General features: G+C 49.5%; 14 protein-coding genes. 6 read left to right on the top strand and 8 right to left on the bottom strand.

What is annotated here, in order from left to right; translation table 11 throughout:
• The first annotated feature begins 86 nt into the window (after positions 1–86).
• Positions 87–287 carry a hypothetical protein gene (locus tag NC980_RS04485; RefSeq protein ID WP_190379915.1) on the top strand — a complete coding sequence of 67 codons (201 nt, stop codon included), beginning with the start codon at positions 87–89 and terminating at the stop codon, positions 285–287.
• Here NC980_RS04485 and cobN read toward each other — a convergent pair.
• Complete coding sequence (gene cobN / locus NC980_RS04490; protein WP_190379980.1) at positions 284–4,165, bottom strand: cobaltochelatase subunit CobN; 3,882 nt, start codon at positions 4,163–4,165, stop codon at positions 284–286. The genes NC980_RS04485 and cobN overlap by 4 nt on opposite strands.
• A gap of 135 nt (positions 4,166–4,300) precedes the next feature.
• On the opposite strand from cobN, the gene NC980_RS04495 reads away from it, so the two are divergent.
• Positions 4,301–5,779: a CoA-acylating methylmalonate-semialdehyde dehydrogenase gene (locus NC980_RS04495; RefSeq protein ID WP_190379916.1), complete on the top strand. Its 1,479-nt coding sequence runs from the start codon at positions 4,301–4,303 to the stop codon at positions 5,777–5,779.
• Here the strand turns inward: NC980_RS04495 and NC980_RS04500 are convergent.
• Both NC980_RS04500 and NC980_RS04505 read right to left on the bottom strand, forming a co-directional pair.
• The gene (locus NC980_RS04500) at positions 5,776–6,438 is read right to left on the bottom strand and encodes an FHA domain-containing protein (protein WP_190379917.1); all 663 of its coding nucleotides are present in this window, start codon (positions 6,436–6,438) and stop codon (positions 5,776–5,778) included. The genes NC980_RS04495 and NC980_RS04500 overlap by 4 nt on opposite strands.
• Positions 6,439–6,677: 239 nt before the next feature.
• On the bottom strand, positions 6,678–7,142 hold the full coding sequence (locus NC980_RS04505; RefSeq protein ID WP_190379918.1) for a thioesterase family protein: 465 nt from the start codon (positions 7,140–7,142) through the stop codon (positions 6,678–6,680).
• Between the two features lie 138 nt (positions 7,143–7,280).
• On the opposite strand from NC980_RS04505, the gene NC980_RS04510 reads away from it, so the two are divergent.
• Positions 7,281–8,126 carry a universal stress protein gene (locus NC980_RS04510; protein ID WP_190379919.1) on the top strand — a complete coding sequence of 282 codons (846 nt, stop codon included), beginning with the start codon at positions 7,281–7,283 and terminating at the stop codon, positions 8,124–8,126.
• Here NC980_RS04510 and NC980_RS04515 read toward each other — a convergent pair.
• The 5 genes from NC980_RS04515 to NC980_RS04535 all read right to left on the bottom strand — a co-directional run bounded on the left by NC980_RS04515 (position 8,123) and on the right by NC980_RS04535 (position 13,886).
• A complete protein-coding gene (locus tag NC980_RS04515; protein WP_190379920.1) occupies positions 8,123–10,339 on the bottom strand; it encodes a CHASE2 domain-containing protein in 2,217 nt (738 codons plus the stop codon). The genes NC980_RS04510 and NC980_RS04515 overlap by 4 nt on opposite strands.
• Positions 10,340–10,617: 278 nt before the next feature.
• Entirely contained in the window at positions 10,618–11,586 is a 969-nt protein-coding gene (gshB, locus tag NC980_RS04520; RefSeq protein ID WP_190379921.1) for a glutathione synthase, read from the bottom strand.
• 133 nt (positions 11,587–11,719) lie between these two features.
• Positions 11,720–11,980 (bottom strand): glutaredoxin 3, encoded by a 261-nt coding sequence (gene grxC, locus NC980_RS04525; RefSeq protein WP_190379922.1) that lies wholly within the window; start codon positions 11,978–11,980, stop codon positions 11,720–11,722.
• 36 nt (positions 11,981–12,016) lie between these two features.
• Entirely contained in the window at positions 12,017–12,634 is a 618-nt protein-coding gene (locus tag NC980_RS04530; RefSeq protein WP_190379923.1) for a 2OG-Fe(II) oxygenase, read from the bottom strand.
• A gap of 91 nt (positions 12,635–12,725) precedes the next feature.
• Complete coding sequence (locus tag NC980_RS04535) at positions 12,726–13,886, bottom strand: PilT/PilU family type 4a pilus ATPase (protein WP_347273469.1); 1,161 nt, start codon at positions 13,884–13,886, stop codon at positions 12,726–12,728.
• Between the two features lie 391 nt (positions 13,887–14,277).
• Here NC980_RS04535 and NC980_RS04540 point away from each other — a divergent pair, with 391 nt between their 5' ends.
• From NC980_RS04540 to NC980_RS04550, 3 genes are all read left to right on the top strand, one after another.
• A complete protein-coding gene (locus tag NC980_RS04540; RefSeq protein WP_190379925.1) occupies positions 14,278–15,405 on the top strand; it encodes a DUF58 domain-containing protein in 1,128 nt (375 codons plus the stop codon).
• A gap of 7 nt (positions 15,406–15,412) precedes the next feature.
• Positions 15,413–15,838, top strand: a complete 426-nt coding sequence (locus NC980_RS04545) for a DUF309 domain-containing protein (protein ID WP_190379926.1) — start codon at positions 15,413–15,415, stop codon at positions 15,836–15,838.
• A gap of 141 nt (positions 15,839–15,979) precedes the next feature.
• On the top strand, positions 15,980–16,447 hold the full coding sequence (locus NC980_RS04550) for an LptA/OstA family protein (RefSeq protein WP_347273472.1): 468 nt from the start codon (positions 15,980–15,982) through the stop codon (positions 16,445–16,447).
• The last annotated feature ends 18 nt before the right edge of the window (positions 16,448–16,465 follow it).

Genomic DNA, 16,465 nt, shown 5'->3' on the forward strand with positions numbered 1-16,465 from the left:
GTGCCATAGATCATATAGATCAAAGAGGTTAGTGAATCAGAATTCTGAATTTCAGCCATAATGATCAAGCTGTTCGCACTGAAATAATGGATCGCCCTTTGCCCTTGTTTAAATTTCCGTTGTCTTGGACATTAGTGTTAGTGATTGCGATCGCCCTCTGTTTCAATACCCCGATCGCTCAGACTGCTAAACCCCTCAGCGAGTTAAAGATTGCGCTGCAAGTTTCAGAAGCGACCTCAACCGGACGATCGCGCCGTTGGATTAAGGTATCGCTGCTGGGATTTTAGGAAATTTGTCCTTCGATCACGCCTTCTGCTTCAAGCACAATCTCTCTTAGTTGCTCTAGGGTTTTCTCGTTGGCTTGTTGCCAAAATCCGCGCTGATTGGCTTCGAGCAATCGTTCTGCCATATCTCGCAGTGCCCAAGGATTTTTAGATTGAATAAAATTCTGTACAGTCGAATCGAATAGATACGCTTCGGCAACCCCTTGATACATATAGTCTTCAACGCATTGAGCCGTGGCATCGTAAGCAAAGAGAAAGTCGATCGTCGCCGCCAGTTCAAATGCGCCTTTATAACCGTGTCGCATCGCGCCTGCAATCCACTTAGGGTTAATCACCCGCGATCGATACACTCGCGCAATTTGTTGTTTGAGCGATCGGATCTTCGGATTTTCAGGCAGGGAATGATCACCAAAGTAAGTCGTGGGATTTTTGCCTTGAGTCGATCGAACGGCTGCGGTTAATCCACCTTGAAATTGATAGTAATCGTCGGAATCGAGTAGATCATGTTCCTGGTTATCCTGATTTTGCAGAACGATTTGCATTTGGTTTAATCGATTCTGGAATGCTTCAGGAGCAGATTGAGCAACACCGGAACTACTATAAGCGTAACTACTCCAGTTAATGTAAGCGCGAGCGAGATCTCCATCGGTTTCCCAATTCTGAGATTCAATTAATCCTTGGAGTCCAGCCCCATACGCACCCGGTTTTGAGCCGAAAATGCGATGGCGCGATCGACGATCGGCAAGTTCAGCACTCAATCCGGCTGCTTGCCAAACTTCTGATTCTTGCTTGACCTGAGCCGCTAAGGGATTTTGATCGGGGGGTTCATCGAGTTGAGCGATCGCACTTACTGCTTGATCAAATAAATCAATCAAATTCGGAAACGCATCGCGGAAAAATCCTGAAATCCTCAAAGTGACATCGACACGCGGACGACTCAGCACCGATAACGGCAGAATTTCAAAATCAACCACGCGGCGAGAAATGCCATCCCAAACAGGTTGAACTCCGAGTAATGCTAAGGCTTCTGCTAAATCGTCTCCGCCTGTTCGCATCGTCGAAGTCCCCCAGATTGAAAGCCCGATCGTGCGGGGATATTCGCCGTTTTCCTGGGTGTAGCGTTCGACGATCGCTTCTGCGGCTTTACGTCCGACTTGCCATGCGCTTTCGGTGGGGATCGATCGGATATCAACCGAGTAGAAATTCCGTCCGGTAGGTAGAACTTCGGGTCGTCCGCGCGTGGGTGCGCCTGATGGTGCGGCGGGGACGTAACCGCCATTTAAGCCATGCAGCAGAAAGTCGATTTCTTGATGAGTGTTTTGCAAAGCTGGAAGCAAAAAGGATCGAATCCAGTTGAGTTCGGCGGTGTAGGCGCGGTCTTGGGGGATGTCTTGCTGGAGTAGGCGATCGACTAAGTTTGCGGCTTCGGTTTCGATCGCGGCGATCGCGTCTCCGACGGTTCGGAATTTTGCGCTTCGGTTGGGTGAGTTCTGCCCTCTAAATCCCCCACGAGTGGGGGACTTTGAAGTGCGTGAATTCCCTTGCAGTTGGAAAACCTCCTCGCTCTCAAAGTCCCCCATTCTGGGGGACTTAGGGGGCTTTCCGAATTCCTCATCGCAGCGAATCACTTCAAGCGACTCGTCTAAACGCTCTGCCGGATCAGCCGTTAACGGATCAAAATCAAGTCCCCACTCTTCAGCAATGGCGCGGGTTAACCCAACTCGATCGGGCTGCGGATGACGTGCGATCGCCACAATCAAATCCCTTAATTGCCGCCCTTCTGGACATTTTCCGAAAATATGTAATCCATCTCGAATCTGTGCTTCTTTTAATTCGCAGAGATAGCGATCGGTATCCGTAATCAAATCGAGAATCGAATCCGCATCGCTAGGAAGTTCAGATTTAAGATTATCTTGTTCAACCAGATCAATAATGCGATCGCGAACCACATTTAACCGGGATGGATCAAGATTTTGCGCTTCGTAATATTCATCGATCAGCGCCTCTAATTTCTGCAAGCCACCATAAAGCTCTGCACGAGTCATCGGTGGCGTAAGGTGATCGAGAATGACCGCTTGGGCGCGACGTTTAGCTTGGGAGCCTTCACCCGGATCATTGACGATAAACGGATAGAAATGCGGTAAAGCGCCGATCGCAATCTCAGGAAAACAATTCTCAGAAAGCGCCACACTTTTTCCCGGAAGCCATTCGAGATTTCCGTGTTTGCCAACGTGAACGATCGCTTGTGCGCCAAAGGTTTCTCTCACCCAGTAGTAAAACGCTAAATATTGATACGTAGGTTCTAAATCTGGAGCGTGATAGTTCAAAGACGGATCAAGATCATATCCGCGTGCAGGCTGAATTCCAACGAACACATTACCAAACTGAATTCCAGGAATCGCAAACGGTTCTGCGGCTGAACTCCAGCGATCGACGATCGATTCTTGAACCGATGGCGGTAACGTTGAAAAATATGTTTGATATTCCGATAACGATAGCGACTGATTCACATTGCGTAATTCTCTCGCTTCTGGATCATTGGTCACACCTCTCGTTAATTGCAGAACTAATTCATCTCCATTCTCAGGAATATTATCAACCGTATATCCTTCGTGTTGTAGCGCTTTGAGAATTTCAATACAGCTTGCAGGTGTATCCAAACCAACACCATTGGCTAGGCGACCATCGCGAGTTGGGTAATTCGCTAAAATCAGCGCAACTTTACGATCGCGCTTCTCACTGCGTCGCAATTCGACCCAATTTCGAGTTAACGCTGCAACAAATTCGACTCGATCGCGTACCGCCTGATAAGTTACAACTTCCGTTTGCAACTCCGGATGTCTTGCTTGCACCGCCTTAAACGAAATTGCCCGACTAATAATCCGTCCATCCACTTCCGGCAATGCCACATTAATTGCAGTATCTCGCGGCGAAAGTCCCCGCAGTTGTGCCTGCCATTGTTCCACTGTGCCACCGCTTAAAATCACTTGCAGCACCGGAATATCTAAAGTTTGCCAGAGTTCGGGTGCATCCGCAGCAGCAGTCATTCCAAACGGAATCGTAGAACCCAGCGAAAAGCTTGTGGTATTCAGCAGAATATCAATCCCCGATCGATCCTTCGGTTGAAAATAAGTCAGCAATTCACTTTGAACATCCGGATCACGCAGCGAAGAAACAAAAATGGGAACAGGACATAAATCACGATCGCATAACGCCGCACACAGGTCATCGATCACCGCAGTATTACCCGAAAGATAATGAGCGCGATAAAACAAAATTCCAACTTTGCGATCGCTGCAACGTTTACCCGATCGATAGCTACACTGCTCGCCTGTTCGATACAATCCCACACGCGGCACAACCTGTGGATCAGCGAACTCAGCCTCAACGCCTAAGTAAGTCTTCGCTAAAAACTGAAGCGCATTGCGATAGTTCTCGGCTCCACCTTCGTTGAAATAGCGCCAAACTCGCTCAACCTGAGCAAACGGAACCGTCGAATGGCTCATCAAATCTAAATCCGGTCGATCGTCCCCCGGCAGCACAATCAAAGTCGCCCCCGAATTTTCTGCCGTTTCGCGCACGACTTCCAACCCATACGACCAATACGACCGCCCCCCAATAATCCGCAGCACAATCACCTTTGCTGCTTCTAACACCTCTTCTGCATAGGTATCGATCGTCAATTGCTGCTGAAGCTGAAGCAAATTCACACCCCGCACTTCGGGAAATCCAGAGGGCAATTGAGTAATCGCGCTGGAGAGCGTTTGAATATCGGTATCTGCTGCCGTGATCACCACGATCGGGGCAGGAGCTTGCTCGATAAAAACAACGCCTTCGAGATCAGGAGTCCAACCTCCAGGAGTCGCAGCGATTCGGTGCATAAACACATCGTGAGAGGGCAAGCTCTTAATCTACCGTGAATTCGCCGAAACGCCGAATTACTGCATCGAACAATCCACAATTTTTGGCTTATTGCGATCGCCCATTATGATCGAAGCTGAGAGTGAGGAAAAACCATGACGCAATCTTCTTCGATCGTTCAAAACTACATCAATGGTGAATGGTCTACACCGACTGCCGAAACCTATCTAGAAGTGATCAATCCCGCCACGATCGAAGTCCTCAGCAAAGTTCCTCTCTCTCCCGCAAGCGAAGTCGATCGCGCTGCCACCGCCGCTCAAACTGCCTTTCCTGCCTGGAGACGCACCCCCGCGACCGAGCGAGTTCAGTACCTTTTCAAACTCAAAGCACTGCTCGAAGCACACTTTGAAGACATCGCCCAAACCATCACCCTCGAATGCGGTAAAACGATCGCAGAATCCAAAGGCGAAATGCGACGAGCGATCGAAAACGTTGAAGTCGCTTGCGGCATTCCCATTCTGATGCAGGGCTACAACTCCGAAGACATTGCCCGTGGCATTGATGAACACATGATCCGGCAACCTTTGGGAGTCACCGCAATCATTACGCCGTTTAACTTTCCGGGCATGATTCCCTTCTGGTTTATGCCGTATGCGATCGCCTGTGGCAATACCTGCATCATCAAGCCTTCTGAACGGGTTCCGCTCACGATGCAGAAAATTTTTAATCTGATCGAGCAAACAGGCTTACCCAGGGGTGTGATCAATTTAGTCAATGGTGCGAAAGAAGTCGTTGATGCCTTGCTCGATCATCCAAGCATTCGAGCCATTAGCTTTGTCGGTTCCAGCCCAGTTGCGAAGTATGTTTACAGTCGAGCCGCCGCAAACGGGAAACGATCGCAGTGTCAAGGGGGTGCCAAAAATCCGGTGATTGTTCTGCCCGATGCAGACATTACCATGACTACGAAAATTATGGCGGATAGCGCTTTTGGCTGTGCGGGTCAGCGCTGTTTAGCCGCCTCGATCGCCATCACCGTCGGCAGTGCCAAAACCACTTTTACGGATGCGATCGCCCAAGCTGCTACCACTCGACAAGTCGGATTCGGACTCGATACGGGAGTGCAAATGGGCCCTGTTATCACCGATCAAAGCAAAACTCGCATCGAAACAATCATCAATCAAGCTGAAACCGAAGGCGCAAATATTCTAGTCGATGGTCGATCGCCGCGAATTTCCGGCTACGAAAACGGCTACTTTGTGCGCCCAACCATTCTGCAAAACATCGATCCGACCGGGAAAATTGCTCAGACTGAGATTTTTGGCCCGGTGCTGAGTCTAATTCACTTAGACTCGATCGACGACGCGATCGCCCTGATTAATCGCAGTCAGTACGGCAACATGGCATCGCTATTTACCTCAAGCGGAGCCGCCGCCCGCAAATTCCGCTATGAAGCCGAAGCCGGAAACATCGGCATCAATATTGGCGTTGCCGCGCCGATGGCTTTCTTTCCGTTTAGCGGCTGGAAAGAAAGCTTCTTCGGAGATCTCCACGGTCAGGGCTGGCAGGCGATCGAATTTTTCACCCAAACGAAAGTGATTGTCGAACGCTGGCAAGATTGGACGCGGCAATTCTAATCCGTTTTATTCAGATTGAACGAAATCTCTTCTTGGAGTTCCGAAAAGTCAATAAATGCACCGTTCCGCACTTCTGCATTGTTTAACCGCTCCAGCACTTCAGGATGTAGCGCCTGAACGACCCGTTCTTGAACACTCACAAAAAAGAAAAATCGAGTGCTTCCCACACAGATGCAATCTCCATCGTGAAGTGGCTGGCGCTGTTGAACCCGAACACCATTGACGTAAGACCCATTCATACTGTTGAGATCGATTAGATAAAACCGACCCTCGCGATACAGAATTACCGCATGACGACGCGATAGTTTGCGATCTTGCAGAGGTAGCGCTGCCGATCGATTCCGCCCGATCGTCCAGACTCTCTGCGACTGTCTCAGGGTGATCGATTCCTGTTTTAGTAAGTTGGTCACAAGATGAGCTTGTGTCCCGATGACAACACCTTGAATGTAGCGGGGCTTCGCATCCGGCAGTCCGGGCGGTGGCTCGATCGTCGCCTGAGCATCGCGCTCGATCGTTAATGTCTCGTTTCTGTTGCTCTGCGGGTCTTCAAAATTCTCCTCATCGAGTCCATCCCAAAACTCAGCCAAGGCATCCGGTGGATTCACAGATGCCGGAAACGCAGCGTAACGATCTTCAGGGCTGTAGAATTCTTGCTTCATGAGAACTTCTTAAATCAAAGACGCACTTCCGGTGTATCCCCCTAGACTTCCCCAACATCGCGCAGATTCTGACTATAAGAATGAAGAACTGTTATAAATCACCATTCACCTGCCCATAATAAAAATTTTTTATCAAAAATTCAAAGTCGCAAGCCGTACAGAGTTAAGAGTAATAGCAGTTTCCAGAAGTCCTGCGACACATCACTTCCCTCGTAAAAGCGTAGTAGAGGAATGCTAAATTAACGCACGATCGCTAAAGCACTTTGAACCGTTGGCGGCAGTCGTCTTAAAATCTTGCCTTTTTCCATATCCACCGCAACCAGCACCACCCGACCACTGACATACAGCACCGTGTGATCGAGCGAGCGAATCTCATACCCAACCGGAAGCTTGACACCCTCGATCGGCATCAATTGCGTTCTCACGATCGCTTTCATCCCCATCCGCAGCGCTTGATGATAGCGAATCGAAAGATCAATCACAGGCAAATTGCAGCCCATTTCCACAAGCTGCGCGAAATCAATTCCGCGCGACTTGAGAAACTCGATCCGCGCTTCTTCGAGCCACGCAATATAGCTACCGTGCCAAACAACCCCAGCATAATCGGTATGGTGAGCATAGACCGTGATCGGATAATCAAACCAATTAGGCGAGATCGACGCAGGAACGAGATCCGAAGGGGGTAGCTGGGGAGATTGAGGCACGATCGTACTTTACAAACCATAATGAACACAGAGTAGCGCCACCGCCTAGACTTGAAACAGGCGCAGACCGAGAAAAATCACTCTCGATCTCTAAACACCACTCTAGTTTTAAAGTCTACGCAGAAACGAGGCGAAGCGATGATAGAAAAAATTTTATTAGCGGATTCGGGTACAGGACGTTCCGAGGATATGCTGAAAGCGCTGATGGCGATTCCGTCGATCCAGCGAGCCATGGTAACAGTGCTGCACGTCGTTCCCCCGCAAACTAGCGCAGACGCGATGACTGAAAAGTGGGAAGAAGGCGGAAAAGTGCTGGCACAGGCGGTACAGTCGCTTAAACTAGAACCGAATCACGTTTCGGCAATGCTGCGGCAGGGCGATCCCAAAACGGAAGTGCTAAAAGCTGCCGACGAAGTGAATGCAGACTTGATCATTATGGGATCGCGAGGACTCAAGCGACTGGTTTCGATCCTAGAAAATTCCGTCAGTCAGTATGTGTTTCAGCTTTCGTCACGTCCGATGCTGCTGGTCAAAGATGACATCTACGTGCGGGCAATCAATCGGATTGCAGTGGCGATCGACAAGTCCGAAGCCTCAAAGCAATGTCTCTCTTTAGCACTCTCTCTACTGCGGGATATCAAAGGCGGACAGTTGACGCTCATCCACATCGATTCTAATCCCAAAGCCAGTGAAAAAACCGGAGCCGAAGCCGAGAAAGATTCGGTTTTTGCAGAAGCGATCGCTCAAGCGAAACAGTACGGAGTGAGCTATCGCACAGTTACAGCAGTCGGTAAGGCAGGTCAAGCAATTTGCCGTGTCGCTGATGAAACAAAAGCAGATTTATTGATGCTCGGATCACCCGATCGCAGACCTTCGGTTGCCAAAGGACTGCCAGATCTCGATCGCCTGTTGGGAACATCGCTATCCGATTATGTGCGAGTGTATGCAAACTGTCCGGTGCTGTTAACGCGAACCGTTAGCTAATCACGATCGCTCACATTTGAATTTTCAACCGGAAGCGGATCGGCAAATGCAAATCGACCTTTTCCGGTTTTTTTTGCCTCATACATGGCTTTGTCTGCCAGTTCAATCAGGGCTTCTAAGCGATCGCTGTGATTAGGAAACAAGGCAATCCCAATGCTTGCCGTAACAGATAATGTTTCTCCTGAAATCGCAAAGGCTTGCGATAAGGTATTGAGAATTTTGCGTCCAACTTGTGCGACATCCTGTACCCCTGGAATCGTGGGCAATAGCACCACAAACTCATCTCCACCCAATCGCGCAACCGTGTCACTCGTTCTTAAACATCCGGTCAATCGTTTCGCAACTGCTTGCAACAATAGATCGCCGATTGGATGACCTAATCGATCATTAATCTGTTTAAATCCATCTAAATCAATGAACATCAATGCCAGAATTTGATGGCTTGATCTTGCAATCCCCAAAGCTTGACTAATGCGATCGTAAAGCAATGCGCGATTGGGTAATCCGGTTAATACGTCGTGATTTGCAATATAGTTTAATCGCTCTTGACTTAAGCGGAGTTGCGCGTTCGACTGAGACAATTCTTCTGCGGTTTGTCTAAGTTGAGCCTCGATCGTTTTTCGCTGTGTGATATCTCGAATCACACCCACTAAGAAAAAATTGCCCGCTACATCTTTATGCAGCGATCGTTTCGTGGCAATTTTATAGGTGATTCCGTTCGCATTGGTGAATTCTTCTTCGTGTTCTATTTCATTCCCATGTTTGAAAACAAGATCATCTTGCTGCCAAAACACTTCCGCTTCATGTTCGGGAAAGACTTCATAATCTGACTTTTCAATCACCTCGGAGATTGGCTTTCCGAGCAGTTTCGAGTAAGCCTCGTTCAGCACAATCCAGCGATGCTGTTGATCTTTCACAAAGACCGGATCAGGAATTGACTGAATAATCGAGTGTAAAAATTCCTTCGATCGCTTTAATTCCTCTTCAGAATGCGCGATCGCAGCAATCACCGCAGCAGTGGAGGCGGACAGTACAATGCCTGCCGGAATTAATGGCACAATCCAGCCTGCCAGAAATAAGCCGTAGCAGATTGCAAACAGACCGCTACCGATCACAAACACAGCGATCAAATTTCGCTGAGGAAGCCGCAGATGCCAACTCACGCTGATACCCACGATCGACCAGACCCAGATCCAAATCGCATCGATCGGCTCACTCCAGGATTTAAGCTGCGTTCGCCCATCCAGTGTTTCACTCAAAATCTGGCTAATAATATTCGCCTGAATCTCCACTCCTGCCACGTCTTCCGGGGGGCGATTGATGCTGCCAGAATACGAGGTCGCGGAAAAATCCTTCAGGCTGGGGGCAAATGAACCAATTAACACAATGCGATCGCGCAGTTTCTCAGCCGGAACCTTACCTTCTAAAATGTCCTGCATCCAAACGGTGCGAAAGCGTCCCGCCCCACCCCGGAAGTTTGCCAAAATCTGATACCCGCCTGCATCGGCATTCGCATAAACGCCATCGCTAGACTGAAAGCGTTGAAATACTGCCTGTCCAAGCTGCAACTGTCTACGATCGAGCTTTGCGCCTTCTTCTTGAATGCCCTTTTGTTTGAGATACAGCAGCGCCAACTGCATTGCAAAGCTGCGATGCTTGCGCTTGTCGGCATCAAACCAGTACAGCAGCGACCGCCGAATTTTGCGATCGGCATCATAGATCACATTGTTAAAACCGACCTGTTTTAGCTCCTCCAGTACGGGCGGAGGTGCAACCCCTCGTCCTGATGAATCGGGCATCTGCTGAATTCCAATCAGGTTCGGCATCGCTCTAAAGGTAGTCAACAGTTCGGCGTGTCCATCATCAACTCGGACATCACGATAGATATCTAGCCCGACCGCACGGGGCTTTGCAGACTGAATGCTTTCCAGCAGTCTTGCCAGCGTGCGATCGCCCAGCGGCCATTTGTAGCGCTGCAACTCTTCTTCGCGAATGCCGACAATGACGATGCGATCGTCTACGGCTTCAAGCGGACGCAACCGAAAGAAGATGTCGAGACTGCCGAGTTCCCAGGATTGGAGCGCGCCTGTGAATCGGAGTCCAATCACGCAGCCTGCAATAACAGAGGCGGGAAGCCAAATTTTGGCGCTCCGTCGCAGCTTAGTTGAGACTTTTCTGCAAAATCCGAGTGGTCGCGTGAAAGGTTTACTCATTGCAGTTCACATTAGTCCGACAGACAGAACGCTTTGACTAACAAGCACGATACCAACAGGGAGTGAGTTCGATCGTCGGCTGAGATTGAAGTTTTCCGATTCGGTCATATCTTCATCGTCTGGTTGTAATTTCTTTACCTCGCCTTGACCGATGCAGTTGATCCGTTAGGTTAGCTTGGGTGCAGCAAGGGTTGGTAGGTCACCCTTGTCAGGGGTAGTTAGCGCAAGGGGGCTTGTCGCTGGCTACCTTCTTTGGAGTCGTCAACTCAGGAAACACCTTATTTCTGCTTTACAAGCTTGATCGATTGAATCACCTGCACCGCTAACTGAGTATTGTTGAGTCGATCGACCTCACGAATTCCGGTCGGACTGGTGACATTGACTTCAGTGAGGTAGCCACCAATTACGTCGATACCGACGAAAAATAGACCGTCTTTCTGTAGAGTTGGAGCGAGTTGGGTACAGATTTCGCGTTCTCGATCGGTGATGTCAGTTTGGGCGCTCCGTCCGCCGACTGCCATATTGCCGCGAAATTCGTTGCCTGTGGGAATGCGGTTGACGGCTCCGATCGGTTCTCCATTCAGCAGAATAATCCGCTTGTCGCCGTCTTTAGCTTGTGGGAGGTAGGTTTGCACCATGATCGGGAGTGTCCCTTGCTGGGTGCTAATTTCGATCATGGAATTGAGATTGCGATCGCCCGATTGCAGAAAGAGAATACCCTCACCCGCTTTGCCGCCTAGAGGTTTGAGGACAGCGGTTCCTTGCTGTTCGAGAAATTGCAGAATCACGCGCTTTTCTTGCGTCACGATCGTTTCGGGAATCGCTTCGGTAAATTGCAGCGCATACATTTTTTCGTTTGCTGCCCGGATGCCGGAGGGGGAGTTAATGACTTTAGTTTTGGTCGGGTCGATGTAGTCGAGGATGTAGGTCGCGTAGAGATAGGCAGTGTTGACTGGAGGATCGGTTCGCATAAACACGGCATCCATCGTTTCGAGCGGCGCAAAGGTGGGCGGCTCGATTTCAAACCAGCGATCGACGGCGATCCAGCGATTATCGCCCAAGGTGACGGGAACCAGTTTGACTCGTTCGAGCGTTGCCCAAGCTTTCCCTTCAACGACGCTGAGCCGATTTGCCTGTGTGATCCAGACTTCATGCCCTAGCTGTTGTGCTGCTTCCATAAACGCCACGCTGGTGTCGTGAGTGGGGTCGAGGCGATCGATGGGGTCGATGATGAATGCAATTTTCACGGTAGTTAAGATGTGTAGTGGAGAGTGGGGAGTGGGGAGTGGGGGAGTAGATGGCGTTACGCTTTGCAAGCGGGAAAAGTGAAGTCACAGTTCTTTCTTCCTACTCCCCACTCCCTACCCATCTTCGGATCAACTATGCTGCCAGCAGCGGATCAAGCTTGCCCGATCGCTCTAGAGCGTGAATATCGTCGCAGCCGCCGATGTGCTGGTCGTTGATGAAAATTTGGGGGACAGAGCGGCGACCGTTGGCGCGTTCCGCCATTTTTGCGCGTCCGGATTCGTCTCCGTCTAGACAGTATTCGGTGTATTGAACGCCTTTACGATCGAGCAGAGCTTTGGCGCGGATACAGAAGGGGCAGGTGCTCCAGGTGTAGATTTCAACGTTCGGACTCATAAGTGTCTCAAGCATTAGCAACGCTTTTAATTTTAGTCATAGTGTGACGTTGTGTGACGTTTCGCGACGAATCCAACCATTCAGAGTGAAGCGACTATCGGCAAAGCGGCGCGATCGACAAGTCACAGGTAGCACTTCATGGAGAAAATGACTGGGAAAGAACACGATACTGTTGTTAATCGGTTCGATATCTTGATAAGAATCAGCTTGAATATAGGAGCTACTTTCTAAATTTAGATCGTATATTCTTAATGCACCTCCGAAGAAACTCTTAGGTTCTCGATGGAAATAGTAGACATAGGAGATAATTCGATTTGCAGCTTCTTCACTTCCATTATCGTTATGAATTTTGTAATAGTTTCCATCGTTATGGGCTGTAAGTTGAATTTCGATTTGAGAAATCGAAAAAGCTTGAATGTTCCAGGCTTCTATTAAAGATGGGATAATCAGCTTAACCTTCTCAACCATCCAGTTCTCGTATTCTTTGAAGTAGTAAAGAATGCTGGATTGGCGATAGTCGATCGCACCTGTTGAGGTTGTAGTCGCAGCAAATTGATCCTCGCGAGCAAGGACGTAATTTAACAGATTAGTGCGATCCTCTAACGATAGAAAATCATGAAGCTGGATGAATTGAGCGGGTTGATAGCAAGACATAGTAGCGTTCGATCGTAATACACCCATTTCACCCTAAGTTGAGCAAACAGGAATAAGCGTTCAATAATCTTTGATGATTTTAGCGATCAACCTAAACCGGGCGATATTCCCGCGCCAAAAGATCAAATTCACGGTTCGCAGAACGTCCTGGATCGTATCCCTCATTCCGGACTCGACGACGTAAATCACCCAGATCTGGTGAGGCTTTCACCGCATCTTCTGGGGTAATCTTACCCAGTAGAATCAACTCACACAGCGCTTGATTCATCACCTGCATTCCTTCATTCGTATCCGTTTCCATCAATCGGAATGCATCAATTTCGTTGCCTTTGATCAAGTAATCTTGCATGGCAGGCGTGTTAATTAGAATCTCGTGTGCCGCTGTTCTTTGCCCGTCTGTTGCGGGTAATAGCTGTTGAGAAATGATGGCAAGTAAAGAGTCTACAATCTGAATTTTCATTGCAGCCTGCTCATCAGGATTGTAGATATTGAGTAAGCGATTGAGCGTTGGAATTGCACCCCGCGTATGCAGGGTTCCTAATACTAAATGTCCGGTTTGTGCCGCCTTTAATGCCGTATCGATCGTCACACGATCTCGCATTTCTCCGATCAAAATCACGTCCGGGTCTTCACGTAATACTGCTCTTAAAGCACGATGAAATTCGTGCGTATGTAAACCAACTTCTCGTTGACTAATCAAACATTTCTCAGAGGTGTGAACATATTCGATCGGCTCTTCGATGGTCACAACATGGCGCTGCTCAGTTTCGTTCAGATGGCGAATCATGGCTGCGATCGAAGTCGATTTTCCTGATCCGGTGGGTCCTGTCACCAGAATTAAGCCTTGCTGATGACTGACGAGATATTTCAGCACCGAAGGCAATCCTAAATAATCGATCGTCGGCACTTTTAGCGAAATTAGCCGCAGCACGATCGCGCCACCCGTCAAACTCTCAAAGCAGTTCACTCGACAGCGCAGCAATCCCGGATAGTGAATTGCGGTATCAAGTTCTTTTTCTTGCCGAAATCGATCGCGCTGTTCTGGAGTGAGAATTTCCGAGAGAAACTGATCAAACAGTTCTGAAGAAATCGCAGGCTGAGACTGAAGTACCATCTGTCCACCCACTCGATAGCGCGGCGGTTCTCCAACCCGAAGATGAATATCAGATGCCTGTTTTGCAAAAGCGTCTCGTACCATCTGGCGAATCGTGGGTGTAGCCAACTGCTCCCGATTAACTCGCGCCGGCATCATCGGCGGTGGTGGGACATTGGGTTTGGCGATCGCCGGATCGAACGATCGGGGCCGGATTGGCTCATTACTAGGATTTTGTGTCATAGACTCAGGCTGACATGAAGACCATCATCGGAAGCAATGGGCAAATCGGGGGCAAGGTGAGAAGTGCAATGCGAGAAATGCAATGTGAGAAATACTTTAATTTTTACGACTGTAGCGGAAATTCTGGATCGTATAAACACAAAGAAACTAAATTTGCAGAAAGTTTGTGAACGTAAAATCACGGAAGGTGCGATCGAGTCTGCTAGAAATTACTGAAGCACTTGCAGCAAAAGGTTCGTAAAAGGTTCGCCAATGGCTCAGTCTGTGCATCCTCAACTTAGACTTCTTTGTAAATCCTTCACAGATCATGCGTAGCGTTACTCGGCTGACCGATTGGCTCGAATCCCGGTGGACAAATCCTGCTTATAGTGGCTGGCTTCTGGGAGGGATGGGGTTATTTTTCTTTCTCGCCGCGACTAACTCGATGGCGGGTTGGCTGTATATCATGAGTGGCGTTGTATTTGCGCTGATGGCGATCGCAGCCGTTCTCTCCCGGCGAACCCTGCAAGGACTCACGCTCACCCGCCGCCCGATTCAGCCTGTGAGCGTCGGAGAACCCGTGACGATCGAGCTATTGATCCAGAACTCAACCCGCCAGCGTAAATCACTCATTCAAGCGGAGGATTTAATTCCTTCGGTGCTGGGATCGCCCGTCCAGCGCGTAGTGGAGTTGATTAACCCCAACAATTCCTACTACTGGGTGTACCAGTATCCTGCAACGCGACGCGGCATTTATCGATGGCATGAGGTTCGATTACGCACGGCTGCCCCTTTGGGGTTGTTTTGGTCGCGCAAATCTTTTCAGATCGACGCGATCGCGCTGATTTACCCCACCGTTCTTCCACTACAACGCTGTCCTTTAATTGATCAACTCGGACAGCAAAACAGTTTGCAGCTTCAAGCACAGCGCCCCATTCCAGCCACCGAGGGCATGACGCGATCGCTCAGACCCTATCGCTGGGGCGATCCGATGCGGATAATTCACTGGCGCAGTAGTGCCCGATACGGAGAATTACGGGTGCGCGAGTTGGAAACCTTTACCAGTGGGCGGGAGATTGTGGTTGCGATCGACAGTGCAGCCAACTGGAAGGCGGAAGCGTTTGAAGAAGCCGTGACCGCAGCGGCATCGCTGTACTTTTATGGCGATCGTCAAACTCTACCGATCCGACTTTGGACAGCAGGAACCGGACTGATTCGGGGACGTTCAGCCGTGTTAGAAACCTTGGCAGAAATTCAGCCCGACGAAGACACGCAATTCTCTCCGTTGCTAGATGCAACAGTGATTTGGTTAACGCAAAATCCACAAAGCTTGAACATTTTACCAAGCGATAGCCGATGGGTGTTGTGGGGCGATCAAATGCCAAGTTCAGTGCATCCGGGGATTATTGTGGGAAGGGAGCGATCGTTGCAGTCGCAATTACAGGATAAGGTTTAGGAGGGAGATGGACACCGAAGTTTCAGAAGAATTTTGGCAAGGCATCGATCAGTTTAATCAGGGTGAATTTTACGCTTGTCACGACACGCTAGAAGCGATTTGGATTGAAGCCCCGATGTTCGAGAAGAAGTTTTATCAGGGCATTCTACAAATCGCAGTGGGCCTGTATCACCTCGGAAATCACAACTGGCGAGGGGCTGTGATTCTGATGGGAGAAGGCTTAAACCGTCTGCGAGAATATCAACCGGAATATGGTGGAATAGACGTGGAGCAATTGATCGACGACGGTTCTGAATTGCTGAGCGAGATTCAAGCGGCTGGAGCCGATCGTGTCGCTCAAATCGTTCTCACTGCCGATCCACCGCAGGACGGTGACGATCGCATTTTCCTACATCCGCCAATGATCCAAAAGCGTCAGATGGACTTGCTCTGAAACATGTTAGGCTCGCTACTCGTCGTTAGATACAGCACACTATATTGACGGAATATTCAAAGATGCAGTTGATCAAATTTGATTAACTTTCTTACAGTGATATATTCGAGGTCATCCCGATCCTTTATGCAGTTCTCAGCCATGCTTCGTCTCCGATCGCTCTTCTTCCTCCCGATCCTTGCTGCCTCGGTGATTGCCAGCGGCAGCAGTTCTGCTCAAGCTCCCGCCGCTACTTCAACCCCGCTCACCCTCCGAGCCAACACCACCGAAGCCAACGCCAAAACTGGAGTCGTGGTAGCAAGGGGCAATGTGCAAATTAATTACCCCGCACGTCAAATCCAAGCGACTTCTGCCCAAGCGATTTACTACAGCAACGAGCGGCGCATCGTGCTGTCGGGCGATGTCTACGTGCTGCAACAGGGCAACAGCCTGCGCGGGGAAGTCATTACCTATTTAGTTGATGAAGGGCGATTCGTTGCACTGCCCCAGCCGAACAAGCAAGTCGAAGCCATTTATCTGATCGAAGCTCCCGCGACACCTGCCCAGCCTACACCCGCAACTCCCGCCCCGTTCAGTCCGAGACCTCAGTTTCAATCCAAGAATCGCTAACCAGTTGTCTTTCTCTGT

The organism is Leptolyngbya sp. AS-A5, assembly GCF_039962495.1.
Lineage (GTDB): Bacteria > Cyanobacteriota > Cyanobacteriia > Leptolyngbyales > Leptolyngbyaceae > Leptolyngbya.